Below are 25,162 nucleotides of genomic sequence, written 5' to 3' on the forward strand. Positions count from 1 at the left end.
ATTTGAGAGTTGAAATTAAAAGTCGTAGCTTAGCTCTACGCCGTAACTACGTGGTTTATTAGGTTGGCGCGCAAGTTCAGTAATCCCGTCGCCATATAAAAAAATATCTTCAATGGCACGCTCATCAGTGAGGTTGTCTACGTAAACTTGCACTGTCCATTGCTCAGATTTAATGCCAATCCCGGCATTGAGGTAGGTGTAGCGTGATGACTCTACATCTGGAATATCAATGCTGAAGGTTTTAGGCCCTTCTATTAATACCTCAGCGCGGGAAAACAGTGACCACTGACCATTTAATTGCGTATTATGATTGGCCGATATGCTGTAGTTGTATTCAGGAACCCAAAACTGTGGTCTGCCAGTAAGCTCAGGGCGCAGTGCAAAGCTTTTTATTTCTGAATCAATAATACCGGCGCTTAGGTTTATGCTTAAATTGCTGGTGGCTGCATAGGCGGCTTCTAGCTCTAAGCCTTTGGTTTGTACTTCATCAATTGATAGATTTTCGAGGGTGAAGGTATCTACATTAAACTGCGTAAACTGAGCATCGTCTTGGTCAATAATAAACGCAGCTCCATTAAGGGTTACTTTGCTATCAAACAAAGATGTTTTAAAACCCATTTCGTAGCTATCAGACACTTCTTGATCAAAGGTACGGCTAATTCCTTCTGCAGGCTCATTAAAGCCGCCACTTCTAAATCCGTGCGAATAACCCGTATAAAGTAAAAAGTCATCCGTAACTTGGTATCCTAAAGTTACTTTTGGCTGTAGTTGGCTAAACGACTTTTTAGCGTAAGTATCTGTTTTATTAGTTGGGTCGAACGATTCACGGGTATCGTGATCGTAACGTAGTGCGCCGGTTAGCTCTAACTGCGAGGTAATATCGTAGTTAAATTGCCCCGCAAGAGCCCACGCATCACTGCTGTTATTATCGATAATAGATAAGTAAGGTTCATCGTTTGCAAAGTCTTTACGGGTGAGTATTTGTGCATCCGTAAAGTCATTATAAAAAAGTACCGCAGTGTCGCGGTCGCGCTGTTGATAAAATGCCGACACAGACCATCTAAACTCCTGATCTGACTGGGATATAAATCGAGATTCAACAGTTAACGATTCAATGTCGTATAACCCTTCAGTTCCAAATGGGGCTCTAAACAAGCCATCTTCATCTATAAAAGTTGCATCAGCTGAGTAGTCCCCATCGTAAAAATGTTCATTTTCAGAATTGCTGTAAGCGGTAACAAATTCAAATTTACCTAAATCGTAATGTTGCGTCAGCTTAGCGCTTAGCTCATATACATCACGCTCATCTTCGTTAATAATATTTTGTGAGGTATTAATAGAGAAGTCTTCAATGGTGTCATCGTTTACGCTTTGATAGTAAGCAAAACCTGCTTCGCTTGACGTGTATTTACCTCTAAGGTTTATTGATGTGTCTTCAGTCAATTCAAATTCTAATTGCGAAAATACAGATTGTTCTTTTAATGGATCGGCTTTATCACCCGTGTAAGTATTTTTAATAAGGCCATCGGTATCTTTTATATAACCACCGGCTCTAAAATAAGCCGTGTTTTCATCATTTAACGACCCTGACACAACTGCATTTAGGTTATAAGTATTACCATTACCAATTGAGCCTTTAACTTTACCTTCAAAGTCTTCAATAGGTTTTTTTGTCGTAACAATAACCGCGCCACCAATAGCGCCTCTGCCGTATAACGCGCCCTGCGCGCCACGCATAACTTCAATGCGCTCAATATCTACTAAGTCTTGGTTAATAAACTCTAAATCGGGGGCGGTTACACCATCAACAACAAACGCCAGTGGCGGATCGCCTACTTGCGGTGTAATTAACCCTCGAATAGTTATGCGCGCAAGGCCGGGTCTAAAGTTATCAAGTTGCGATAGATTAGGCGTTAAATTAGCAACATCACGAAAGCTGGTAATACGAGATTTTTCAATCGTATCGGCGCTAAAGGCGGTAACAGAGTCTGGCACGTTTTGAATTGACTCAACACGTCCTCGAGAGATAACAGAAATTTTTTCGATAGTGTTGGCTGTATTATTTTGTTCTTGTGCATTAACGTGTGACAAGCACGATAAACTCACCGCCGATGCTAAAAGCGTTTTATGGAATTTTGTTCTATTGTATCTGCTCATGTTATATGTCCTAATGTCACGACTAAGGTAATGTTTTTAACGTACAAACATTGTCGCTTTTTCAGACAAAATAATATTTTGTAAAACCTCAAATGAGGACAAACATATTGTGAAAATATCTAGCAGGCGCTAAGTTTTATGTACATTTTGACAATAGGTTTACAAAATTAATTATTTTTCAATGTGAAACCAGTTATGAAAAAAACGATAAAAATAGACAGATATAACCAAAAAATATTAGCAATAGTGCATCTTACTGCCGATCTCACTAATGTAGAGTTAGCAGAGCGAGTAAACCTTTCTCCCAGCGCTTGTTTTCAACGCGTTAAAGCATTAAAAGAAGCTGGGTATTTTCGTACATTTCATGCCGATATTAATCTTGAACAAATATGTGAGCATGTGTTTGCTTATATGGAATTTACGCTTGAGGACAATAATTTAGCTGCTAGGCGTAAGTTTTTAGCTGAAATACACGATATCCCTGAAATAATGGATTGCATGCAGTTAAGTGGTGATATTGATTATATTTCGTTTTGTTGTTTTGCAGATATTCAGGCGCTTAACGCAATGTGCGATAAGTTAACGGGCAGTAGTAATTATACGATTAAAAAATTAACCACACGTATCGTGCTTGAGCGAGCCAAGTTCTTTTTAGGCTACCCGCTTGAAAAGCTAAGATGGCGAGACGAAATGAAAATAGAAGAAGACGAACAAGGCGCTGATTAGCGCCTTGATTAGTTATAAGTGCTTATTAACTGGTTTTGGTTTAATTACCTTTACAAAAAAAGTATAAATAATTGCGGTTAAAATAATGGCATCAATAACGGTAATGCCACTCAATGACACGTTAAATATCGCCCCATTACACACTGCAAATGCCGCACCTACAAACCAAGCCGTAAATGCAGGTACAGAAAAGCGCGCGTTATTGGTAAGCGTACTGGCGTTGTACGCATCAGGCTTTATAAATAATGCATCAACAATAATAACGCCTGCAACGGGCACAAAAATATCTGACAAAAATGCTAAAAAGCTAATAAACATATCTAAAATATTTATAAATGCCGCGCCAATTCCTACTAGCCCTAATAAAACAATAACCCACTTTTTATGCCAATGCGGAAAAGTTGCCTCTACACTGAGTGCGGTACTGTATAAGTTTAGTGAATTTAAAATCCAACTTCCTGCAATCACAATAAAAAAAGCCGAAAATCCTAGGTTGAGCGCAAGCATTAAACTGAGTATTTCGGTTTCTTGCATGGCGGCTGCTGCAAATACAGCTACAAAAATAACGAGCAGTTCAATAATCATATAAGCAATAAAAGAGGTGTATATGCCGCCACGTTTTTGTTTAGAAAAACGGGTTATATCGGGCAAGATAATTGCGCCAATAATAACGCCACCAACAATGGCGGCTACACCATCTTCAAGTGATAAGTCTGCTGACTTTTCTAAATTAATAAAATCAATAAATGGCATGTTATCTAATGCGCCAAATAGCATCATTGCGGTCACAACAGCTAAAATGGGGATCATAATAGAGGCCAGTACATTAATAGCTTTAAATCCGTATAATGTGGTTATGAGCATGGCGCAGCCAGCAGCTATATCAATTGGCCACTCAGGCATAATAATATTAAATTCAGCGCTCAGTAGGCGTACTACTGCATTCGAAAACAAGTCAATATTTACTCCAAACCAGCCAATTAATGACAAAGCAAAAGCTATATTTACAATGCCAGCACCTGCATTACCAAAGGCTATTTTTACTAACAGATAAGAGCTTAAGCGACTTTTTACACCTATTGTGCCCATGGCACCGCCAATTACGGTTAAAATGATAGATCCAATAACTAATGCCCAAAGTGTATTACTCACACTTGAACTTTGATGAATTTCTAAGCCGGTTATAAATGTGGGTAATGAAAAGCTTAGCATTGCAGCAATTGCGGCAATACGTGGCCAAGCAACTTGTTCGCTTGTGCATATGGCGTGGGGATCTTTCTCGTTGGGCATTACCTGTTCTCTTATTTTTATATCTTTAATATTACTATACGCTGCTGGCGTGCAAAATTTTCTATTATTGGTGTGGTATTCAAAAGATTAGGTTTAAAAAAATGGCTGTAAAAAAATATTATTTTGTTAAGTTGATAACCCTTTTTGAGGTGAATTAAATCCAGCGCAAAAAAAACCGCCAAGCTGGCGGTTAAAAGGTCTACACAACACTGTAAAAGTTATAACTACATAGTTACTTTAATAGTTCGAGCACATCAAAACAGGCACCCATTGTATGGTAATCAGTTTTACCTATTGGGCTTTTCATCGTGTCTATTTTTTTATTGTCAGCGGTTAAAATTCTAAACCAGGCTCCGTATTTATGATCAACTAAATGCTGCCACGAATACTGCCAAATTTTGTCATACCATTGCTGATATTTTTCATCCCCTGTTGCTTGATAAAGATACGCTGCACAACACAGAGTTTCGGCTTGAACCCAAAAGTATTTATCGTCATCGCAAATAGTTTTATCAGGGGCAAAGCCGTAGCAAATACCGCCGTGCTTTTTATCCCATGCTACATTTATTGAGTTATCAAATAAGGCTTGAGCGCGTTCAATAAGCCATTTTTGTGGCTTATGCTTATTTAAAAACATAAGCAGTTTTGACCACTCTGTTTGATGGCCAGGTTGAAAGCCCCACGGACGAAATAAATTTTTAGGATCGTCTTTGTTGTACTCTAAATCGACCTGCCAATTTATATCGTAATGCTCCCAAATAAGCCCACCCATTAAACTAGCTTGGCGGTTAACCATGTTGTCGGCAAGTGTGAGCGCACGGTTTAAAAATATTTCGTCTCTTGTGGCTTCATAAGCTGCAATAAGTGCTTCACAAGTATGCATATTGGCATTTTGGCCGCGGTATGAATCACATTTTGTGAAGTCGCTGTTATGCTGATCTTTATATAAACCGGCTTTTGCATCCCAAAAATGTGTTTCCATTGTTTGAAATGTATCGTTGAGGTATTCGCGCGCCTCTGTAACACCTGCGCGATATGCCCAGCTGTACGCTAAAATAACAAATGCAAAGCCATAACAATGATTGGTGTTATCAAGCACGGTAGCTTGAGCGTTTTCAACTTTTAATAACCAGTTATAGCCGCCTGTTTGCTCAACAAGGTGATGCTTACGAATAAACTCAATTCCCGATTTAACACGGTTTAGGTACTTTTCGTCATTAAAGGTTTGGTACGCACGCGCATAGTTAAATACAAAACGAGTAGAGCTTACTAAATGGCGCGTGTGTTTATCAAATACCTCACCGTTATCAGAAAAGTTTTGGTAAAAACCACCGTGTTCATCGTCAATATTTGGCTCATAAAACGCTAACGTGTCGCTAATGTGCTGCGTTAAAAATTCACGGCTTTTAAAGTTATCAGGTGTGCTTTTCATAGTTCGCTCCTAAAATCGTGTAGAGACTTTTGGTTAGGTAGGGAGTTAAATGCCCCTTTGTAAGATGCGGCATGGGCACCACATAACGAAGCAAATTCAAAAATAGTTGTTAGTGTTTCGGGCGTGTTGCAAAGCTCGCTAAAAGAGCTGGGTGTTAGGTTTTGTAAGCCTAGTTGATACAGCAGTCCACCTACAAACGCATCTCCTGCAGCGGTGGCATCAACCATAGTAACCTTTTTAGGGTGAAGCGTTTGCTTGGCATTTTTTGTATACCAATGCATAGGGTTGCCTGCATCGGTAACTACAAATAGCTCACAACCGTTATTAAGTGTTTGGGCAATAAACTCATCGCTCGATTGCTCACCCGCTAAGTATTCAAGCTCTTCTTTTGAGGCTTTAATAATTGAGCAGTCTTTTAATAACGGTAAAATATGCTCGCGAGGGTTGGCATCGCTTGGCCATAAATTGAGGCGCAAGTTAATATCAAAGCTCACAATTGAGTTATTTTGTTTTGCAAATTTAACACCGTAAGCGGTGGTGTTTCTGATGTTTTTGTCGGTTAATGTGTTTGAGCAAATATGAAAAATATCGCATTGCTCAAACCATTCGCGACTAAAGTCATCGTTACTAAAGTGCAAATCGGCGGTGTTATCACGGTAAAACTCAAACGTGCGATCGCCATCGTTATCGAGTGATACAAACGCGAGAGCTGTTTTTGCTTGGTTGGTAAAACGCATAAAGTCGGTTTTTACACCTTGCTCTTTTAATGCATTATGTAAAAAGTCGCCAAAGCTATCAGTGCTTAGCATTCCTGCAAAGTAGGCATTACCGCCTAGCTTTGCAATAGCAACGCTTACGTTTGCAGGCGCACCGCCTGCAAACTTTGTAAACGCTTCGTGTTCGTTGCTGTTTTGGCTCAATTTATTTGAAAGTAAATCAACCAGTACTTCACCAAAGCATATTGTGTGTTTCATGATCTTGCCTTAGTTATTAGTCAAGTAGCCAATGTAATGCAATTGCAGCTGTCCACGAGAAATCTTTACCACCACATCCTGCACCTGTTTCTGGGTTAAAATATTCGTAGTAGCCTGACTTAACAACTAGGTTGCGAGTGTCATCTTGAATTTTGTCAGCCGTTGTTGCAAAGCCTGCTTCTTTAAGGCCTATGGCTATCATCCAGTTGATGTGTAACCAAATCGGGCCACGCCAGTAGCGTTGTGGCTCGTATTTTTCCTCTTTAGGGTGAGTAGAAGCCACACTAAACTGGCTTGACTCAATAAAATCTTCGGTGGCTGTATTAATTATTTTAGTTTGCTCATCGCTTGTTAAACCTGCATATACAGTTAATAGCGCGGCTGATGTTTTAACTTTAGCCAAGCTGTTAGTTAATACATCTCTGCAGTAAAAGTACTGGCTTTGTTCACACCATAAAGTATTTATGGCTTGCTCTGTTATTTGTAAACGCTGTGCTAAGTAATCAGTGCGAGCATCGTTTAAGCCAAGCTGTTCACCCATTTTGAGTAAATCTTTGGTTGCACGGTGCAAAATAGCAATAATACCTAGGTCATTCATTTTGTACGGACAGGTTTCGTAGATTACTTTGCTGTCAAAGTTGTTACGTTTGAAAAAGTCTACAAGGTATAAAAATCGGTCGTATTCACTTTTATGTGGACGCTGAGAAGAATCTACATGACTTGTATCACGGCGCGTATATTCCCAATCTACACATGGCACAGCATGAAGAGCGTCATCCCACGATGGGCTGTTATCCATGCCCGATTCCCACGGGTGATAAGTGACCACTAAGCCTGTGTTTTCAGGATCGCGGTCGTTGTACCACCATAAATGGTAATCAACAACTTGAGAAAATAATGCTTTAACTTTTTGCTTTGCAAGTGCTTTATCTTTCGCGCTGGCAAGCATTTCTTTCATTACTGTTGCCACAACGGGTGGCTGTGAAATAGATGTACTTTTAATTTTTTTATCCGAACCCCATACGTCAGGACCAGGAAAATAAGTATTAGAATCTTTATGAAACAAGATGTGCGGCACCATGCCATCATCCCATTGGCCTGAAAATAACACATCAATTTCTTGCCATGCGCGGCTTTCGTCTGATTTCATCCAGCCTAGCGCTGTAATGGCTGAATCCCAGTTCCACTGAAACGGGTATAGGCCATGTGTTGGTACTGTATAGCCACCTAAGTCGTTTGCTATAAGTGTTTTAGTAGCAAGGTCTGCAAGCGATGAAGCCGTTGCTGAGTCAATTTTACCGCTTTTTATAGTAGTCATATTGGGTGCTCTTTGTGTGTTATTTCCGATTTGGATAATATTAAAGCACTCATTATGGGTTGTAAATGTTTTTTTTCTGTGCTTAAATCCTGTTCGAAGTAACAAAAAACTAACATATTTACTTGATTATTTCGGCTTTGCTTAGCCACACTCTAAGTAAATACACACAGACAACTAGCACAATTGGAGAATACCCGTGAATAAAACAACGATCGCCTCTATTGTATCTTTATGCCTCGCACAGGGCGCTTATGCAGCAGAAGAAGCTGCACCAGATACAGCAAAAAAAGCTAACAACGTTGAGCGTATTATCGTCTCTGGTACCAGTAAAGGGCGTGTTATTTCAGACACTCCACAATCAGTAACATCTATTAGTGAAGACGAGCTGGTAAAGCTGTCTTCAAGTAGCCAAGCGGATGTGCTTCGCTATATTCCGGGTATTAAAGTAGAAGGCGGTGGCGGTGAAGTCGCTACTAACCTACAAGTAAGAGGCTTACCTTCATCGGGTCAGTTTCAGTTTACGCCACTGTCGTACGACGGTTCACCTAGTTTGAGTGTTTTTGGTTTAAACTCATCGGCGTTTGATGTGTATTACCGTAATGATTTGGGTATTGAGCGCGTAGAGTTTGTGCGTGGTGGTGTATCTAATTTATTTGGCCAAGGTTCTGTGGCCGGCATTATTAACTATATTTCTAAAACGGGCAGTGATGATCCGCAAAGTACCGTACAAATGGAGCTTTCTGACCAAGGGCGTACTCGCTTAGATTTTGCAACGAGCGGTCCACTTAACGAAGACGGCTTATATTATGCGCTTTCTGGTTTTTACCGTTACGACGAGGGCCCTTTAGATACAGGCCTTGAGACTAAAGGTACACAGTTGCGTGGTAATATTCGTAAAGAATTTAATGATGGCTCTGGCTCATTTACTGTTTACGGACAGTACATTGACGACCAAGCTCAGTTTTACTTACCTATTCCACTTGATGGCGACAGCCGCGAGCGCTTAATTGGTAACGATGGTCGTGAAGTCGAATCACTGCAAACGGCGCAAGTATCTAACTTAACGTACGATACAGCAAATGGTCGTTATGAATCGCCAATCAGCGATGGTGTAGTTACTAAAGGTGGCTCTATTTCAGTAGTGTTTGAAAAAGAACTCGCTAACGATTTTGCCATTAATATGCGCAGTAAATACGCTAAATACCAACACGAATTTAATTTATTTTTAGACGGCGACGGTATTATTAATGTACCTGAAAGCCAAGACGACTTCTTAGCTAACAGAGGGCTAGGTGATGCAAGCGGTGCTGAGTTTTCTTATGTTAATTCAGGTGTCGCACTTGCAAGTGATGACTTACTATTTGCTAACCGTATTTTAGACCGCGACCGCCCAGCTGAAGATTTTTCTGCAGAATTTAATATCATCAAAAGTATTTTTGTAGGTGATTTTAGCCATGATATTACAGTCGGTACATTTTTCTCGCACAGTGAAGCCGACGACGATAACGTTATTACAACTTACTTAGGTGAGTTTAATAACAACCCTCGCTTAATCGACTTAACGTATACCGATGTTAATGGCGATGAGGTTCAGTACACTCAAAATGGTATTAGTGGCCCAGGCATTTCTTATACTAACCAAACCATTAGCGCTACCCGCAGAGCATTGTACGTAGCGGATCAAATGGAAAGTGACGATTGGATTTTTGACTTTGGTGTTCGCTACGAAGAAATTGAAGGAAAAATTAGTCGTGAAGGCAGCCAAGTAGTTCAGATTTCAGATGATCCAACGCTTGCACCTAACTTACAAGTTAACACTACGGGCAGTGGTGTAATGACTTACGGCGAAGTCGACACGTCTGAATTTGCTGTATCAGGGGCGGCGTTATATCGCTTAACTGATAATTTAAATGTATATGCCAATGCATCTCGCGGGTTTTTCTTCCCAGAAATTAGAGGTATTCAGTTTAATGATTTAGGCGAGCCTGCCAGCTACGAAGCCGAAATTGTTGAGCAAGGCGAGCTAGGTGTTAAGTTTTTTGATAACGATTTTAGCGGTAGCATTGCGTTATTTAGAACTGACTTAAAAGACAGACGCAGCGTAGACTTTGTAAATGATGGTAATGGGGGCGTATTAGAGCTGCCAGTTATGCAATCAACTAAAGCAACGGGTGTTGAGCTTACCGGTCGTTACGATATTACCGATGAGTGGGCTGTTGATGCCAACATGACCTATACCGATCACGAATTTACTGAATTTGACTCAGACCCTTCTATTATTGGTAACGAATTACGTCGTAAACCAAAAATATTATTTAACTCATCTATTAGCTACACCGCAGATAACTGGGATGCATCGATTTACCATAACTTTACCGGTAAAAACTTTGCAAATGACTCAAACTCGGTAGAACTTGATTCATTCCACTTATTTAGATTTGATGCAGGCTATAACTGGCAAGTTGCACCAGAGCAAACAGTACGCTTAAGCGTTGGGGTATTTAACCTGTTTGATTCTGACGGTGTTACTGAAGGTTCGCCTCGTCTAGGTAACAGCCAAACGGCAGATAACCCATACTTTGTAGGTCGCCCAATTCTCCCACGACGCGTTACTTTAAGAGTTAAATACGACTTTTAAATAAATGCTTTATGCCTATTAACTCACTTTGGGGTTAATAGGCTTTTTGCATTGTGATGCATTTTTCAGCTAAGTTAGCTACAGGTTTATCTTTTTGACTAGGCTCGTTTATTCAAAAAGGTAAGGGCAGGTAGCCGTTTGGTATTTTAATTTTGAAAAGGCGCAGTGTTTTCATATTGTGAATACGCGAATAAATTATGAATATATTAGATTTTTCAATAGTTGCTCTTTATCTTGGTGCCTTATTGGTAATGGGATTTATGCTACGCGAACAAACCAATAAAAGTGATTACTTTTTAGGGGGTAAAAGCTTAGGTTGGAAACCTTTGGCTTTGTCGGTAATGGCCACTCAGCTTTCGGCTATTAGCTTTATTTCGGCTCCTGCATTTGTTGGTTTGCGTGAAGGCGGTGGTATGCAATGGCTCTCGTATGAGTTGGGTGTTCCGCTGGCGATGATTTTAATTTTAGCGACTATTTTACCCAAGCTTTATAAAAGCGGCATTGTTAGTATTTACGACTATCTAGAGATGCGCTTTGGCCGCTCAACCCGTGTGCTTATTAGTGTGGTGTTTCAATTTAGCCGTGCGTTTGCCACCGGCATTATGATCTACGCGGTATCGCTTATTTTACAAGGCACCATGGGAATAGAAGCATGGCAAGCTATTGTATTAACGGGTGTTATAACCGTTTTGTATTCACTGCAAGGTGGGATGAAAGCTGTAGTGTACGGTGATGCAATTCAAATGATCATCATTGTACTGGGTACTATTGCTTGTATTGGATTTGGACTATATCACTTAGGTGGGGTTGATACCTTTATTGCCAATGTTGATTCGAGCCGATTAGAAGCGATTAAGTTTGATTCATTTGGTTTTAGTGGTGATGGCTTTGGCTTTTTACCGATGATTTTTGGTGGTGTGGTACTTTACGCTTCTTACTATGGGTGTGACCAAACACAAGCGCAACGTGCGCTCAGTGCAAAAGATCCTAAAAACCTACGCTACATGATTTTAGCAAATGGTGTAGTGCGCTTCCCTATTACTATTTTATATTGCGTGTCGGGTTTAATTGTTGGCACTCTGGCAATGAGTAACCCTGAATTTTTAGCAAAAATTCCAGCAGATAACCCTGATTGGATGATGCCTATATTTATTTTAGATTACCTACCACATGGCTTAATTGGTTTATTGGTTGTCGCTATTTTGTCGGCAGCGATGTCGTCACTTAGCTCTGCAATTAATTCACTTTCGGCGGTAAGTATTGAAGATTACAGCCGTATATCTAATAAAGAGCTAGACCAACCATCTTACTTAAAGTTAGCTAAATACTTAGGTTTAGCATGGGGCGCAATTACCTTAGTACTATCACTTTTTGCCGGTGACATTGCGCCGACCATTATTGAAGCTATTAACAAAGTCGGCTCGTTATTTTATGGCCCAATACTGGCGGTATTTTTAGTTGCTGTATTAAGTAAACGCAGTGCTGCATTGCATGCCAATATTGGCTTAATTAGTGGTGTATTAATTAATTTGTTGGTGTCGGTATTTGCGCCAGATGTTTTTTGGTTTTGGTGGAACTTTATTGGTTTTGTAAGCGCTGCGGTGATTATTTATGTTACGAGTCGTTTAATTCCAAGAGAGGTAAACGAAGTCACAAAAGTACAAAATGCCGAGACCGTATCAAACTCAATTTTAACTGGCAAAGATATCGTTATGCTACTTAGCATGTTTGTTGTGATGATATTAATTTGTTTAGCTATTCCTTCAATATTTTCGTGAGCTGTGACTAATGGATTCTAAAAAGTCGTTTTTAATTGATTTATTTACCACTGCGGTAAATGCCTGTAAACCAAGTGCTTGCATGAGTAAGTATTTAGAAAATATAGATGCAAGCAAAGGTTTGTGTGTAGTAGGGGCGGGTAAAGCCGCCGCTGAAATGGCCGCCGAAGTTAATCGCTTTTATGGTGATAAATGTTTTGGCGCAGTGGTAACGCGTTATGGCTACGAAAGTAGCGGTGATACTGGGCGAATTAAAGTACTTAGTGCAAACCACCCAACACCAGACGATAACAGCTTAGCTGCTGGCAAAGAGTTATTGGAGCTTGTAAAAAATAATCCGGCTGATATTCCTATTTTGTTTATTATTTCGGGGGGCGGTTCGTCGTTGATGTGCCTACCTGTTGATGATGTGCCTTTTTCACAAAAGCAAAAGCTTAATCAGTTTTTACTTAGAAGTGGTGCAAGCGTTGATGAAATAAATGTAGTGCGTAAGCAGTTGTCACTTGTTAAAGGCGGTAAGTTAGCGCAGGCCGCTAAGTCGGATTATGTTACGCTCATTATTTCAGATGTAGTAGGGGACAAACCAAGTGATATAGCATCAGGCCCTACTATTAGCGATGGCAGTACTAAAGCCGATGCACTGGCTATTTTACAAAAGTACAATTGGCCGGTAATAGCAGAGGTTGAAGCGCATTTATTAAAACCAGAGCAAGAACGAGTTGCTGACACAGTGGGGGAGTACTTTATTGTTGCAAATGCGCAGCATGCTATTGATAGCGCAATAGGTGTTGCACAGCATCAAGGCTGGGAAACCCAGGTACTAGGGTATGATATTCAAGGCGAGGCTAAAGAGGTTGCAAAGCAACATGCGGCTATCGCTCTTGATCAAAAAGCCCAAGGCAAGCGCGTTATGTTGTTCTCTGGTGGCGAGCTTACCGTAACCGTTGCTGATGTTTATGGCGATGGCGGGCCGAATCAAGAATACTTAATGGCGTTGGCTGAGGCACTTAATGGCGAAGCGGGTATTTACGCACTTGCTTGTGATACCGATGGTGTAGATGGTAGTAAAGATGTAGCGGGTGCGTATATAAATAGCAGTACGATTGCTCGCGCACAAGATGCTGGCGAAAACTTACACGCACAGTTAGAGGGTCATAATAGCCATCAGTTTTTTAAAGCCATTGATGATTTAATTATTACTGGGCCAACTAACACAAATGTGAATGATTTTAGAGTGATAGTGATTGAGTAGACGCAGTTTGCCCACTTGTTCTTTATAATGGTTTCACGTAATCTTGTGCTCCAATTTTGTTAGGGTTAATACCTATGTTTTCGTTAAACAACAGTAACTTATTACGCTCTGGTTTTGAGCTTGGAAAAGGCGAAAAGCTATTTCAAGATATTGAGCGCGATATTATAAAAGTGGTGTTTTGGGAAAAGTGCGTAACCCAAAGTCATATTGTGAGCGCAACTCGTATTCCACAGCAAACTGTGTCGCGTTTACTTAAGTCGTTAACCCAACACGGTGTAATTGTACAAACTGATACGCTAATTCCTAATAAAAAAGGTAAGCCTGGGTTTGGCATTGCCCTTAATCCCGATTACGGATTTACCTTTGGCTTAGCTATTTTGCTTGATGCTATTTCGCTTGCTGTAATGGATTTTACGGGAAAGGTGGTTTACACCCATATGCAGCTAATGTCGGATATGAGCATTAATAATGTGCTTAAATGTGCACAAAAGCTGGTAGAAGATATAAGCGCTGAGCGTGAAATTCCAAGTGAAAAAGTACTGGGAATGGGCGTGGGTATCTCTGGCTTTTTTAGCTCAATGGATGGGAAAATGAATACCCACCATATGCTAGAAGAGTGGTCGCAGGTTGATATTATCGATATTGTGTCGCAGCATTTTCAACTCCCTACTTGGGTTGTTAACGATGCTACAGGCGCAGCCGCAGGTGAAGGTGTTGCTGGTATTGGACGCGAGTATAAAAACTTTGTTTATATGTTTGTGTCGGCCGCATTTGGTGGTGGTATTGTAAATAATGGCGACGTACTGCGCGGTACATACGGAAACGCAGGTGAGCTTGGCGACATGCTACCGCCAAAATTATATGCCCACCCCAATCTTGAATTACTAAAACGTATTTTGAAAAAAAATGGCGTAGCGGTTACTTCTATTTACGACCTGCATGACAACTTTGACCCCGATTGGCCAGGTGTTGAAGAGTGGCTGTTTAAAGTTCAAGACTCATTTGATTTAGTGGCAACCTGTTGCTCTGCATTATTAGATGCTGAAGCGATTATTATTGGTGGCCATATTCCAAAAGAGTTGGCTGAAAAAGTTATTGCACGAACTGAGGTTTATGCACAATTTAGACGTGGCGCTAAACGCCCTATGCCAAAGCTGGTGGTATCTAATATTGATAATTTTCCGGTATCAATTGGCGCAGCCACATTGCCATTTAGAGAGTTGTGTTTGTAGCTTAATACCAATCCGCAATAATACTTAATCATTTTGCGGGGCTAAACGTGTCGCTACTTGCGTTAAAAAATTCTCATTTACGACTGCATGGATGCAGAAGGTAGAGCAATGCAGGAGCAATTGCCGAGAACAACTAAATAGCGAATTTTTTGCCTAGCTATCAACACGTTTTTCCAGCCTCAGAATAGCTTATTTAATTAAGCGAATTGGTATAAGAAATACACATTTTAAAAACGAAAAAGCCGATATTGTTTTATGTAATATCGGCTTTTTTGTGTGGGTTATTTACTCTTCAACGAATGCTTCGCCTTGTGTCATCCACTTAGCAGCAGGTTTGCCTTTTAAGTAATGATCAAAGTACTGCATCATACGTACTGAAAAATCGACCTGATTAGGAAACTTTTTCAAGTGGTGTGGTTCACCTTCGTATTGTAAAAAGGTTGCATCTTTACCTGCGCGACGAAGCGCTAAGTAGTACTGCACGCCTTCGTGCCAAGGCACTGCATCGTCTTTATCGCCAAACATAATTAAAATAGGGGTATTTACTTTATCTGCAAAAAACACCGGTGAGTTTTCTATGTACAGCTCTGGTGCTTCAAATAAGTTTTTACCTATACGGCTTTGCCCTGTTTCGTATTGAAACTGACGAGCAAGACCTGATTTTAAACGTATGCCACTGTAAGCACTGGTCATGTTTGATACTGGCGCGCCAGATACAACCGCTTTAAACATATCTGTTTGGGTTATCATAAACGCACTTTGATAGCCTGCCCAAGAGTGACCTTGTAAGCCTATTTTATCTGGGTCGGCTATGCCTAAATCTATTAATTTTTGGGTGGCGTTGATCATGGTTTGCGTTGACGATTTACCCGGGTGACCTATTTCAAAACGAATGTCAGGTAAAAATACCGCATAACCGTTTGAGGTAAACATAGGGAAATTAGGGCGATGGTTTAATTCCATTTTAGGAAAATCAAACATACGCTGGCTCATGTAACGATAAAAATACACAACCACCGGTACTTTATCGCCTTTTTTATATCCCGCTGGCTTTATTAGTACGCCTTGTAAATCTTCGCCATCAAAGCCTTTATAGCTTATCAGCTCTGGCTTTTCGCCCCAGGCAAAATTACTAATTTGTGGATTTAGCGTGGTCACTTGTTTTGGTGCGCTAAAGCTAAAATCTGTTTGGTAGTAATCAGGAAATTGGCTATAAGTTTGCGAGGTAAATAAGTACTTGTCAGCCTTTTTGGCTTTTTTAACCATATCAAAGCGTTTATTACCGCTAAGCACCTTAGTTAGTGTGTTAGTGGTTAAGTCGAGCTTTGCAACTTCGCTTTGTTTAGTTTGTAAATTAATAGCAGAGACAAGTAATGTATCGTCTTTTTTAAAGCCTACTTGGGTTTTATCAAGCTTAATAACACGGTACTGCGTATTACTTTGTTTGCCATTAGTTAAGCGTTTAGCTTGCTTAGTTTTTACGTCAAATGCCCAAATATCGTATTTACTATAAGCAAGCACTTGGCTGCTATCGGTCATCCAACCAGCAAAACCATAACCAGGTTGAGTAGATGGGTAGTCGTGTTTATCATCAGCAAAGGTTGCCTGAATCGCTTTTGTAAGCGGTGTTACTTTATTATTTTTTAAATCTTTTAACTGTATTTGGCTATCGCTAAAATAAGCTGCAAACTCACCATTAGGGGCAAGGCTCGGTCTAAACGGGTAATTACTTATAATTGGAGTTTGTTTACCGGTATTTATATTCACTGCAAAGTAATCAGCAAAAAAACCGCCGTACATTATTTTTTCTAGGTAGGGGATGTTAGATGAGCCAAGTAAAGACACTTCTCGCTGAGGGTTTAGTGCAACCTCAGGCATGTTTGGTGTACTAAGTTGCGCAACTTTTTGCGAGTTAACGTGATACACCGCACTGTAATGGCGATTTTTATTAACTTCGTTCCATTGCTGCTCTTCACGTGGTTTTATTTGCGCATCGTTGTTGTGCCATACATTAAGACCTTTATGCTCACGTATGGTATCAAAGTCGTACAATGAAGCTTCGTCGGTATACTCTTTAGCTTTTACTTTAGCTGCTAATTTAGGATGGTTTTCAAAATATAAGCGCTCGCCATTTTCTGACCATTCAAGGGTGGCTGTTTTCCCTAACGTCCATGCTTTATTAGGTGAATCTATAGTTGAGAGCTTCTCGTTTTTATATAGCTGTAAAGTGTAGCTTCGGCGGCGCGTGTCATCATTTACATAGTTACCCAATGTAAACGCTGCAATATTGTCAGTGGGGTGCCACGCTATTTTATTTGCGATTACGCCCGGTTCATCAATTAATACGCTGCTATTAAAGTCACTGAGCTCAATTAACGCTATTTGGTTGTTATTACCATCGCTGTAACTTTGACTCACTAATAGCTGGCTGTTAGCTGAGTTAATAGCGTAGCTAAATACGTTTTCTATTGTATGAGTGCGTTTATCAGATAAATTTACGATAACAAGCGCATAGCTCTTATCTTTTTTATCGGGCGTGATAGCGTTGTCTTCTTCGTTTTTAGTGCTATCGGTTTTATCTTCTACTTTTGCGTCATCGTCTTTTTTATTTAAACGATAAGCAAGCCACATACCGTCATTAGATAACGTGTAATCTTTTACATCAGCAAAGCTTTGTTGGGCACCTGATTGTGTGTTTACGAGTACCAGATTGTTTTTAAGTGTGTCTTTTTTTTTGGTTGTTTCTTTTTCAAGTAAGGTAGGTACTTGTGTAAAGGCGACCCAGTTAGCGGCTTTATTAATATGAGGCTTAGTGCCGCGTTCTACTTCTGCGATGAGTGTATTGCTTTGTAGTGAGTAAACTTGACCAGTTGCATTTCCACGATACGGCGTTGCACTAAAAGTGAGTACTTGACCATTGTCAGATAGTTGTGTGCTTTTAGCTGATTTAAAACTAAATACGTCTTTAAATTGTAGCGATTCTTTGGCGTGTATGCCGGTGCTAGTTAAGCTGGCAACGAGTGCCGTGCTTAATAAGGTGAGTTTTGTTTTCATTATTGATTCTCGTATTATGACATTGTTTCATTGTAACGAGTTTGGTTCATAATTCGAGCGGATCAGATAAATGGCAGCTACATACGACAAAACGACCCGCAGGTCGTTTTTTAGTATTCAATTTATTAATTTAGCAAACATTACAGCCAAATTTTTTGTAGCTCAAGCCATTGTTTTTCAAATTGAACACTAGGTTTTGCTTTAAAGTCGCTACGTACAAACTGATTCATTTTGCCTTCAACGTAGGCAAGTAAAAAGTTTGCAAGTGTAAGCTCATCACTTTGAAAGTTTTTACCTTCACGTAATTTGCGCTCACGAAGCACTTGTTTAAACTGAGTTTCTAGTTTTTCAAACAAGGTTTGTACACGTTCGCGTAAACGTTCTTGCTCACCTTGCAGAGCATCGCCCGTTAAAATACGAGTAATACCTGGGTTTTTTTCAGCAAAGGTTAGAAGTAATAATAGAATGTTATAAATGCGCGTTTGGCTTTCTTTTTCGTTTTCAATAATAATATTTATACGAGATAAAAGGGTATCTTCAATAAACTCAATTAAGCCCTCAAACATACGCGCCTTGCTCGGAAAATGACGGTATAGCGCGGCTTCAGACACACCCACCTCAGCAGCTAGTTTTGCTGTGGTGATGCGTTGTCCTAAATTAGTTTCTAACATTTGTGCGAGTGCTTGCAGTATTTGCTCTTTGCGATTACTTCTTTTTGTCGCAGGCATGAACATTCCTTTTTATTAGTTATTCTTAGTGGCGCAGTTAAGAACCCTAGTCATTTTTTGTTCAAATGATTGGCGTATGTTAATGTTTTATTCAGTTTGTTTCCAGCCTTTTTATAGATGTTTAGCCAGCTGTTCGATCACCTTGCGAGCTATTTCTACTTTACTTGTTGTTGGTAATTCTAGTTGTTCATTGTGCCAGTACAGTGTTAAAGCATTATGATCGGAATTAAACCCTAAGCCACTTTTTGATACGTCATTAGCGCAAATCATATCTAGATTTTTATTTTGTAGTTTACCTTTAGCATAGCTTTCTACATTTTGAGTTTCGGCGGCAAATCCAACCGTATAGGGGCGGTTTTGTGTAAGGTTTGCAATAGCTGCAATTACGTCAGGGTTTTTAGTTAAAGTAAGGGTGAGTTCGTCGCCTTGCTTTTTCATTTTTTGAGTCGCAATGTTTGCAGCTCGATAATCCGCAACAGCAGCGCAACCTATAAAAGCATCAGATTGTGATGCATAGGTAAGTGACTCAGTTAATAGCTCCTCAGCGCTTTCTATATTAATAAGGTTTACGCCAGTAGGGGCTTGTATAGTGACAGGGCCCGAAATTAAATTAACTTTAGCACCGAATTGCAAAGCGGCTTCTGCCAGTGCATAACCCATTTTTCCAGAACTGTGATTTGATATAAAACGTACCGGATCGAGAGGCTCACGCGTTGGGCCTGCCGTTATTGTAATTGTTTTTCCTGCAAGTAATTGCGGTTGCTCTTTTGCTGTACATAGTGCAACTAGCTCATGTGGCTCTAACATGCGCCCAGCGCCGATATCGCCACAGGCTTGTTCACCTTTACCTGGGCCCCAAATAAGTACGTTACGTGCTTTTAATGTGGCTAAATTTGCTTGTGTAGCTGCGTGTCCATACATTTGCTGGTTCATGGCTGGTGCTACAGCTACTTTTGCAGGCGTTGCTAGCAGTAACGTTGTTAGTAGGTCGTCAGCAATGCCGGCTGCCATTTTAGCAATAATATTGCAGGTAGCTGGGGCAACTAAAATTAAGTCAGCCCATTTTGCAAATTCAATATGCCCCATTGAAGCTTCAGCAGAAGGGTCTAGTAATGAGTCAGAGACTGTTTCTCCACTAACGGCTTGCATGGTCAGTGGTGTAATAAAGTGTTTAGCTGATTCAGTCATAACTACTTTTACTTCACAACCAGCGTCTTTTAATCGCCTAACGAGTTCTGCGCATTTATAAGCTGCAATACCGCCGGTAATACCTAGTACAATTTTTTTGTTTGTTAAGTTAGTCATGAATGTTCATCAGTTTTTATTAAATATTGGGCTTAAAATAACAAATCTTTACCCGTACAGCGAAGTTTTTTAATTCGAAATAACAGGCTAAATTTTAAATTTGCATTACATTTATAAGACACTTTCGCCTCTCAAGGATGAACAATGCAACTTACTTCACTTCCAAACTCACTTCGACCTCGTGAAAAACTCATCTCCAAAGGAGCTAAAGCGCTTACTGATGCTGAGCTCCTTGCCATATTTTTACGAACAGGGTTACCAGGAATGAATGTAATTGAGTTGGCTCAGCATCTATTAAATGAAAATAAAACCCTACATAATTTGTTTAATGCCAGTATTGAGGAGTTTTGCTCTCAAAAGGGGTTAGGGACCGCTAAGTATGTGCAACTACAAGCTGTATTAGAGCTAAGCCAACGTTATATGCAGGAGCGTTGCCAACGAGATGCAGTGTTTAATTCGCCTAACTCAGTTTATGACTATCTGACAATTCAAATGCGAGGCTTGCAACAAGAAGTATTTATGGTGTTATACCTAGATAGCCAAAATAGATTAGTAAAAGACGAAATACTTTTTTATGGCACAATTAATTCTGCCAGTGTTTATCCGCGTGAAGTGGTAAAGGCTGCCCTTAAAAATAATGCAGCCGCTGTTATTTTTGCGCATAATCACCCAAGTGGTATTGCAGAACCGAGCCAAGCAGACAAACTTATTACTAATAAATTGCAGCAAGCACTGCAATTGGTCGACATAAGTGTGCTCGATCACATCATTGTTGGTGGAGAAACCTGTGTTTCGTTTGCTGAGCGAGGCCTGATTTAGCTTTGTTAGACACATAAGTGTGTTAAAAATGAGCTGTTTAACGTGTTTTGGCAAATTAGTTTAATTTAAATGCAGTTTTTACTTTCCCTAAGGGCATTCGATCTTTATAATTAGCCGCTATCAAATTTACATATATGAGCTGATTGGATAGATCAGTGTTTGATCTTTGCCTGTAAAAGCTGTATAAAGAGCGCCCTTCGATTTATCTCTAGGGCGGAAATACACGGCCTTAGATTAAATTAAGCTCGAGCGAAGTTATTGGAGATATATAGACATGTCTAAAGTATGTCAAGTTACAGGTAAGCGTCCAGCGGTTGGTAATCACCGTTCACACGCGAGAAACGCGACTAGACGTCGTTTCCTACCTAACCTACAAACACACCGTTTTTGGGTTGAAAGTGAAAAACGTTTTGTAACATTACGCACTACTACTAAAGGTATGCGTATTATCGATAAAAAAGGCATCGACACGGTTCTTACAGAAATCCGTGCTCGCGGCGTTAAAGTTTAAGGATCTGAATCATGCGCGATAAAATCCGTTTAGTTTCAACTGCCGGTACTGGTTTTTTCTACACTACTGACAAAAACAAACGTAACATGCCTGAGAAGATGGAAATCAAAAAGTTTGATCCAAAGATTCGTAAACATGTTCTTTTTAAAGAAGCTAAAATTAAGTAATTTTAGTTCTTCTTTTAGAATTTAAAAACCCAGCTTAGGCTGGGTTTTTTGTTTTTAAACTATGATTAGCGAATTGACATAAAAAAACCTCGTTGGCATAACCAACAAGGCTTTTAAATCAAAAAACGTTATACCAATAGCATTAAATTAGTGATTTATTTAATGCGATAAAATAATCATGTTTTTAATAAAATTGGTATCATTAGATTTTTGTGAATGCATCTTGTAGTGGTGGTACTACTTGCTTTTTACGGCTCAGTACACCATCTAACCATACTTTATCATTCTCTGGTTTTACACCGTAAGCCTGCTCAACTAAGTTTGCATCGTCAGATACAATTAGCATTTCTGAGCCTTCTTTCATTATATCGGTAAGCAGTAAAAATACAGAGTGGCGGTTGCCCTCAACTTTTAGCTTAGCAATATCGGCTGCAAGGTCTGCTTTAATATCGTCAAAAACAGCAAGGTCGATTACTTCTAGCTGGCCAATGCCTACTAGGTTACCGTTCATGTTGAAATCTTTAAAGTCACGCATTACTAAATCACGTGCTGGTGTGTCTTCTACCGCAGATTTAACGCGGAACATATCCATACCAAGTTCTTTAAAGTCTTCGATGCCTGCAATTTCAGCTAGCGCTTCAACACATTTAATATCGGCTGTGGTACATGTTGGCGATTTAAATATAACTGTGTCGCTTAAAATTGCACACATCATGATACCAGCGATGTCTTTAGGGATTTCTACGTTGTAGAAGTCATACATCATTTTAATAATGGTGTTTGAACAACCAACAGGACGAATCCAACATTCAAGCGGAGTCGATGATGTTAAGTCACCTAATTTATGGTGATCTACCACACCAACAACGCGAGCTTGGTCGATATCATCAGGTGCTTGTGTTTTTTCTGTGTGATCTACAATATACACATCTTCACCAGCGTAGCTTAACTTAAGCTCTGGTGCTTCAAAACCAAATCTATCAAGGATAAATTGAGTTTCAGGTGAAACTTCACCAAGACGAGTTGGAATTGCTGGCTCATCAATTTGGTTTTTTAAATAAGCCAGTGCAATTGCACCACAAATGGAATCTGAATCTGGGATTTTATGGCCCACTACATACATAGACATTGACGGAACTCCTTTAAATTTGCCGATATTCTAACAAAGTCTGCGGCCTTTAACATATAGACAGTGCAATTAAGTTTTAGTTACACTTTAAAATCTTGAATTTATTAGGTGTATTTATATGCGACTGGGCCGTAAAGGTTGGAACAACGTTATAATATTTTCGATGTTGATTATGATCTTCTTTTTAAATGGCTGGCATAAGCAATTTTTAGGAGGGGAGGATAAACCAGCGTTACAAGCTGTACTCCCCCAGCAAAGTTTTGTACTTACACTGCAATTTGTTGATCAAAAAATTGAGCGAATAGGAACAAGTTGGCGTACAACACCACTACAAAAAGATATACCGCTCGTGTGGAAAGCTTCTGAGCAGCAGCTTAGTGATTTAGTTAACCAATGGCAAAGCGCGGCGCTAATGGGGGTTAATGAGTCTGTTGTTTTTAATCCTAATGCACCTTTATACGTTGCTACATTTGAGTTGGCTGGCGAAAGTATGCCGTGGGTTTATTTGCTCTACAAAGGCGATGGACAATATTATTTACTCGAAAAGAGAAGCCAGCGAATACTCGCACTCGATTTAAAAACTGCTCAGCAGTTATTTCCTAGTTTTGATTTTTCACAAAGTGAGTCTAATTAATGCCTGAATTACCAGAGGTAGAAGTGAGCCGAATGGGTATCACTCCCCACGTACAAAACCAAGTTGTTACAAAGATAAATATTTACAATGCCAGTATGCGCTGGCCAGTGCCCGATGATGTGTATCAACTTGAAGGGCTAATTGTTACAAGTATTGAGCGACGAGCTAAATATTTACTTTTACATTGTGAGCTTGGGAGCACTATTTTACATTTGGGTATGTCAGGTAATTTGCGTGTAGTAGATAAAAGTGAGCCGCTTAAAAAGCATGACCATGTAGAGTTTATTTTTGGCAACGGTAAAGCGCTGCGCTTAAACGATCCTCGTCGTTTTGGTTGTTGCTTATGGCAAGAGCCCGGTGAAGTGCATAAGCTACTCTCTAAGCTTGGTCCTGAGCCGCTTACCGATGATTTTTTTGCTAAACGCGTGTACGAACAATCGCGCAATAAAAAAGTACCCGTAAAGCAATTTATTATGGATAACGCAGTGGTGGTTGGTGTTGGTAATATTTACGCGAATGAATCGTTATTTAAAGCGGGTATACATCCAAAGCGAGAAGCGGGAAAAGTATCGCTCAAACGTTATCAAGCACTTATCCCTATTATAAAAGACACGCTTGCGGCGGCTATTACACAAGGTGGTACAACGCTTAAAGACTTTGCACAAAGTGATGGTAAGCCTGGCTATTTTGCCCAAGAGTTATTAGTATATGGGCGCAAAGGTAAGCCATGTATGACGTGCGAAAACGAATTAGAAGAAATTAGATTAGGGCAACGCAGTACTATTTTTTGCTCAAATTGCCAAAAGTAGTTATTTGAATTTTACTGACTCTAAATTTAATGAGATTTAAGGGCCAGCTTTAAAAGCGGGCCCTTTATTTTAAAGCTCAAACGGTGCTACACCGACTGCCTTCATTTTATATCCTACCTGCGCGATTTCGCCCGACCATGTTTCTGTGCTTATTATTCCGGTTACAACGATTGCGTCGTACAGACTATCTATAGGCACACCACCTTTAATCGTTACATGGACTATTTGATTTGGCGGTGGTGGTGGTACGTGTATACAGGCGCCAAAATAAGGCACGAGTAAAAACTCAGTAATGACTTCGCTATCGCCCTCAAGTGGCACAACAAAACCTGGCAAACTTACCGATTGACCATCAAGCGCTTTTACCACTGGAGCATCTAAATCGGGTTGCACCCAGTTTTGATCGCTGCCTTCGTGATTAGCTTGTGCTTGAGTGTCTATTTGCATATGACCTTTGGGAATTAAGTCTTCCCAAAAAATTTCTTTTGGTGGATTGGCATAGCTCGCTACGCTTATAAATAATAAGCTAATAGCAGCAATGTATTGAAAAGCTGTTTTAAAAAATGTCATAAAATACCTAAAAATTATGCTTTTATACTCATGCCATCGCTGAGTGAATAAAAATAAGCGCGAGTAGCGGGTATTAAGCCAATAACAAAACCTGCGGCCATAATAACCCCGATTAAGCCCAGTTCATAGTAAGAGAGCATTGTGATATTTACGCTTATACCGGCATGGCTTTGTAAGTAACCGCTGGCTGAAAAAATAACTAAATAGTAAAGCGCACTACCCACTAGGCAACCAAGTAAAGTTGTCAGTAATGACTCAATACTTATAAGTGTAAATAAATGCCAAGGGCGAGCGCCTACTGAGCGCAATATAGCAAGTTCGCGACGTCGCTGGCTCAGATTTGCAAGCAATATCGTTAACATACCAAGTAAGCTAACTAACACGACAACAGCTGAGAATAGTAATAGTATTTTTTCTACTATGGCGAGCATTTCCCATAACTCTTTAAGTGTTACGGTTGGCATAATGCCAAGCAGGGCTTCTGGCTTATATTGATTTATATTGCGCCTAATTTGTAATGTGTACAAAGGCGAATTAAATCCCATTAAAAATGCTGTAATTTGCTTAGGGTGACCAACTAGGTTGTTATGTTCGTCATGCTCATGCTCATGCTCATGCTCATGCTCATGCTCATGCTCA

21 protein-coding genes are annotated in these 25,162 nt (G+C 40.0%); 10 read left to right on the forward strand and 11 right to left on the reverse strand.

Going from position 1 to position 25,162, the window contains the following annotated elements:
* Positions 1-15: 15 nt before the first annotated feature.
* Complete coding sequence (locus tag H5089_RS09485; protein ID WP_182712074.1) at positions 16-2,157, reverse strand: TonB-dependent receptor; 2,142 nt, start codon at positions 2,155-2,157, stop codon at positions 16-18.
* 195 nt (positions 2,158-2,352) lie between these two features.
* Between H5089_RS09485 and H5089_RS09490 the strand changes: the two genes are divergently transcribed.
* Positions 2,353-2,883, forward strand: a complete 531-nt coding sequence (locus H5089_RS09490; RefSeq protein ID WP_002957736.1) for an Lrp/AsnC family transcriptional regulator — start codon at positions 2,353-2,355, stop codon at positions 2,881-2,883.
* Positions 2,884-2,895: 12 nt separating this feature from the next.
* On the opposite strand, the gene H5089_RS09495 is transcribed toward H5089_RS09490, so the two are convergent.
* From H5089_RS09495 to H5089_RS09510, 4 genes are all read right to left on the reverse strand, one after another.
* Positions 2,896-4,173, reverse strand: a complete 1,278-nt coding sequence (locus H5089_RS09495) for a cytosine permease (RefSeq protein ID WP_182712075.1) — start codon at positions 4,171-4,173, stop codon at positions 2,896-2,898.
* Positions 4,174-4,405: 232 nt separating this feature from the next.
* Positions 4,406-5,605 carry an AGE family epimerase/isomerase gene (locus H5089_RS09500; protein ID WP_182712076.1) on the reverse strand — a complete coding sequence of 400 codons (1,200 nt, stop codon included), beginning with the start codon at positions 5,603-5,605 and terminating at the stop codon, positions 4,406-4,408.
* A complete protein-coding gene (locus tag H5089_RS09505; protein ID WP_024604532.1) occupies positions 5,602-6,579 on the reverse strand; it encodes a carbohydrate kinase in 978 nt (325 codons plus the stop codon). Before H5089_RS09505 ends, H5089_RS09500 begins: the two co-directional genes overlap by 4 nt.
* 16 nt (positions 6,580-6,595) lie before the next feature.
* The gene (locus H5089_RS09510; RefSeq protein WP_182712077.1) at positions 6,596-7,897 is read right to left on the reverse strand and encodes an MGH1-like glycoside hydrolase domain-containing protein; all 1,302 of its coding nucleotides are present in this window, start codon (positions 7,895-7,897) and stop codon (positions 6,596-6,598) included.
* A 196-nt stretch (positions 7,898-8,093) separates the two neighbouring features.
* On the opposite strand from H5089_RS09510, the gene H5089_RS20420 reads away from it, so the two are divergent.
* The 4 genes from H5089_RS20420 (at position 8,094) to H5089_RS09530 (ending at position 14,797) form a co-directional block, all read left to right on the forward strand.
* A complete protein-coding gene (locus H5089_RS20420) occupies positions 8,094-10,535 on the forward strand; it encodes a TonB-dependent receptor domain-containing protein (protein ID WP_182695562.1) in 2,442 nt (813 codons plus the stop codon).
* A 197-nt stretch (positions 10,536-10,732) separates the two neighbouring features.
* Positions 10,733-12,313 carry a sodium:solute symporter gene (locus tag H5089_RS09520; protein ID WP_182692782.1) on the forward strand — a complete coding sequence of 527 codons (1,581 nt, stop codon included), beginning with the start codon at positions 10,733-10,735 and terminating at the stop codon, positions 12,311-12,313.
* A 10-nt stretch (positions 12,314-12,323) separates the two neighbouring features.
* Entirely contained in the window at positions 12,324-13,565 is a 1,242-nt protein-coding gene (locus tag H5089_RS09525; RefSeq protein WP_182712078.1) for a glycerate kinase, read from the forward strand.
* Positions 13,566-13,639: 74 nt separating this feature from the next.
* The gene (locus H5089_RS09530; protein ID WP_182712079.1) at positions 13,640-14,797 is read left to right on the forward strand and encodes an ROK family transcriptional regulator; all 1,158 of its coding nucleotides are present in this window, start codon (positions 13,640-13,642) and stop codon (positions 14,795-14,797) included.
* A 285-nt stretch (positions 14,798-15,082) separates the two neighbouring features.
* Here H5089_RS09530 and H5089_RS09535 read toward each other — a convergent pair whose 3' ends face one another.
* The 3 genes from H5089_RS09535 to coaBC all read right to left on the reverse strand — a co-directional run bounded on the left by H5089_RS09535 (position 15,083) and on the right by coaBC (position 19,884).
* Positions 15,083-17,851, reverse strand: a complete 2,769-nt coding sequence (locus tag H5089_RS09535; RefSeq protein WP_182712080.1) for a prolyl oligopeptidase family serine peptidase — start codon at positions 17,849-17,851, stop codon at positions 15,083-15,085.
* Between the two features lie 140 nt (positions 17,852-17,991).
* Entirely contained in the window at positions 17,992-18,579 is a 588-nt protein-coding gene (slmA, locus tag H5089_RS09540; RefSeq protein ID WP_004335558.1) for a nucleoid occlusion factor SlmA, read from the reverse strand.
* A gap of 111 nt (positions 18,580-18,690) precedes the next feature.
* Positions 18,691-19,884: a bifunctional phosphopantothenoylcysteine decarboxylase/phosphopantothenate--cysteine ligase CoaBC gene (gene coaBC / locus H5089_RS09545; protein ID WP_182712081.1), complete on the reverse strand. Its 1,194-nt coding sequence runs from the start codon at positions 19,882-19,884 to the stop codon at positions 18,691-18,693.
* A 144-nt stretch (positions 19,885-20,028) separates the two neighbouring features.
* On the opposite strand from coaBC, the gene radC reads away from it, so the two are divergent.
* The 3 genes from radC (at position 20,029) to rpmG (ending at position 21,381) form a co-directional block, all read left to right on the forward strand.
* Positions 20,029-20,703, forward strand: coding sequence for a DNA repair protein RadC (gene radC, locus H5089_RS09550; protein ID WP_024590645.1), 675 nt, complete (start codon positions 20,029-20,031; stop codon positions 20,701-20,703).
* A 274-nt stretch (positions 20,704-20,977) separates the two neighbouring features.
* Positions 20,978-21,214 (forward strand): 50S ribosomal protein L28, encoded by a 237-nt coding sequence (rpmB, locus tag H5089_RS09555; RefSeq protein WP_004335549.1) that lies wholly within the window; start codon positions 20,978-20,980, stop codon positions 21,212-21,214.
* An 11-nt stretch (positions 21,215-21,225) separates the two neighbouring features.
* Complete coding sequence (gene rpmG / locus H5089_RS09560) at positions 21,226-21,381, forward strand: 50S ribosomal protein L33 (RefSeq protein WP_004335545.1); 156 nt, start codon at positions 21,226-21,228, stop codon at positions 21,379-21,381.
* A gap of 202 nt (positions 21,382-21,583) precedes the next feature.
* Here the strand turns inward: rpmG and H5089_RS09565 are convergent, their stop codons facing one another.
* Positions 21,584-22,510 (reverse strand): manganese-dependent inorganic pyrophosphatase, encoded by a 927-nt coding sequence (locus H5089_RS09565; RefSeq protein ID WP_004335532.1) that lies wholly within the window; start codon positions 22,508-22,510, stop codon positions 21,584-21,586.
* 118 nt (positions 22,511-22,628) lie between these two features.
* Between H5089_RS09565 and H5089_RS09570 the strand changes: the two genes are divergently transcribed.
* Entirely contained in the window at positions 22,629-23,144 is a 516-nt protein-coding gene (locus H5089_RS09570) for a hypothetical protein (RefSeq protein ID WP_004335529.1), read from the forward strand.
* On the forward strand, positions 23,144-23,953 hold the full coding sequence (gene mutM, locus H5089_RS09575) for a bifunctional DNA-formamidopyrimidine glycosylase/DNA-(apurinic or apyrimidinic site) lyase (RefSeq protein ID WP_182712082.1): 810 nt from the start codon (positions 23,144-23,146) through the stop codon (positions 23,951-23,953). Before H5089_RS09570 ends, mutM begins: the two co-directional genes overlap by 1 nt.
* Positions 23,954-24,022: 69 nt before the next feature.
* Here the strand turns inward: mutM and H5089_RS09580 are convergent, their stop codons facing one another.
* Complete coding sequence (locus tag H5089_RS09580; RefSeq protein ID WP_004335523.1) at positions 24,023-24,523, reverse strand: DUF3299 domain-containing protein; 501 nt, start codon at positions 24,521-24,523, stop codon at positions 24,023-24,025.
* A 14-nt stretch (positions 24,524-24,537) separates the two neighbouring features.
* The coding region (locus H5089_RS09585) for an ABC transporter permease (protein ID WP_182712083.1) at positions 24,538-25,162 on the reverse strand (625 nt) is incomplete at its 5' end.

It is taken from the genome of Pseudoalteromonas sp. SR45-1, from assembly GCF_014163655.1.
GTDB classification, from domain to species: domain Bacteria; phylum Pseudomonadota; class Gammaproteobacteria; order Enterobacterales; family Alteromonadaceae; genus Pseudoalteromonas; species Pseudoalteromonas distincta.

Excerpts from the sequence above, each read along its gene's own strand:
- coaBC (WP_182712081.1), bottom strand. The coding sequence starts at position 19,884 with ATGACTAACTTAACAAACAAAAAAATTGTACTAGGTATTACCGGCGGT.
- mutM (WP_182712082.1), top strand. The coding sequence starts at position 23,144 with ATGCCTGAATTACCAGAGGTAGAAGTGAGCCGAATGGGTATCACTCCC.
- rpmB (WP_004335549.1), top strand. The coding sequence starts at position 20,978 with ATGTCTAAAGTATGTCAAGTTACAGGTAAGCGTCCAGCGGTTGGTAAT.
- H5089_RS09565 (WP_004335532.1), bottom strand. The coding sequence starts at position 22,510 with ATGTCTATGTATGTAGTGGGCCATAAAATCCCAGATTCAGATTCCATT.
- H5089_RS09570 (WP_004335529.1), top strand. The coding sequence starts at position 22,629 with ATGCGACTGGGCCGTAAAGGTTGGAACAACGTTATAATATTTTCGATG.
- H5089_RS09525 (WP_182712078.1), top strand. The coding sequence starts at position 12,324 with ATGGATTCTAAAAAGTCGTTTTTAATTGATTTATTTACCACTGCGGTA.
- H5089_RS09580 (WP_004335523.1), bottom strand. The coding sequence starts at position 24,523 with ATGACATTTTTTAAAACAGCTTTTCAATACATTGCTGCTATTAGCTTA.
- H5089_RS09510 (WP_182712077.1), bottom strand. The coding sequence starts at position 7,897 with ATGACTACTATAAAAAGCGGTAAAATTGACTCAGCAACGGCTTCATCG.
- rpmG (WP_004335545.1), top strand. The coding sequence starts at position 21,226 with ATGCGCGATAAAATCCGTTTAGTTTCAACTGCCGGTACTGGTTTTTTC.
- H5089_RS09530 (WP_182712079.1), top strand. The coding sequence starts at position 13,640 with ATGTTTTCGTTAAACAACAGTAACTTATTACGCTCTGGTTTTGAGCTT.
- radC (WP_024590645.1), top strand. The coding sequence starts at position 20,029 with ATGCAACTTACTTCACTTCCAAACTCACTTCGACCTCGTGAAAAACTC.
- H5089_RS09505 (WP_024604532.1), bottom strand. The coding sequence starts at position 6,579 with ATGAAACACACAATATGCTTTGGTGAAGTACTGGTTGATTTACTTTCA.
- H5089_RS09490 (WP_002957736.1), top strand. The coding sequence starts at position 2,353 with ATGAAAAAAACGATAAAAATAGACAGATATAACCAAAAAATATTAGCA.
- slmA (WP_004335558.1), bottom strand. The coding sequence starts at position 18,579 with ATGCCTGCGACAAAAAGAAGTAATCGCAAAGAGCAAATACTGCAAGCA.
- H5089_RS09485 (WP_182712074.1), bottom strand. The coding sequence starts at position 2,157 with ATGAGCAGATACAATAGAACAAAATTCCATAAAACGCTTTTAGCATCG.
- H5089_RS09520 (WP_182692782.1), top strand. The coding sequence starts at position 10,733 with ATGAATATATTAGATTTTTCAATAGTTGCTCTTTATCTTGGTGCCTTA.
- H5089_RS09535 (WP_182712080.1), bottom strand. The coding sequence starts at position 17,851 with ATGAAAACAAAACTCACCTTATTAAGCACGGCACTCGTTGCCAGCTTA.
- H5089_RS09495 (WP_182712075.1), bottom strand. The coding sequence starts at position 4,173 with ATGCCCAACGAGAAAGATCCCCACGCCATATGCACAAGCGAACAAGTT.
- H5089_RS09500 (WP_182712076.1), bottom strand. The coding sequence starts at position 5,605 with ATGAAAAGCACACCTGATAACTTTAAAAGCCGTGAATTTTTAACGCAG.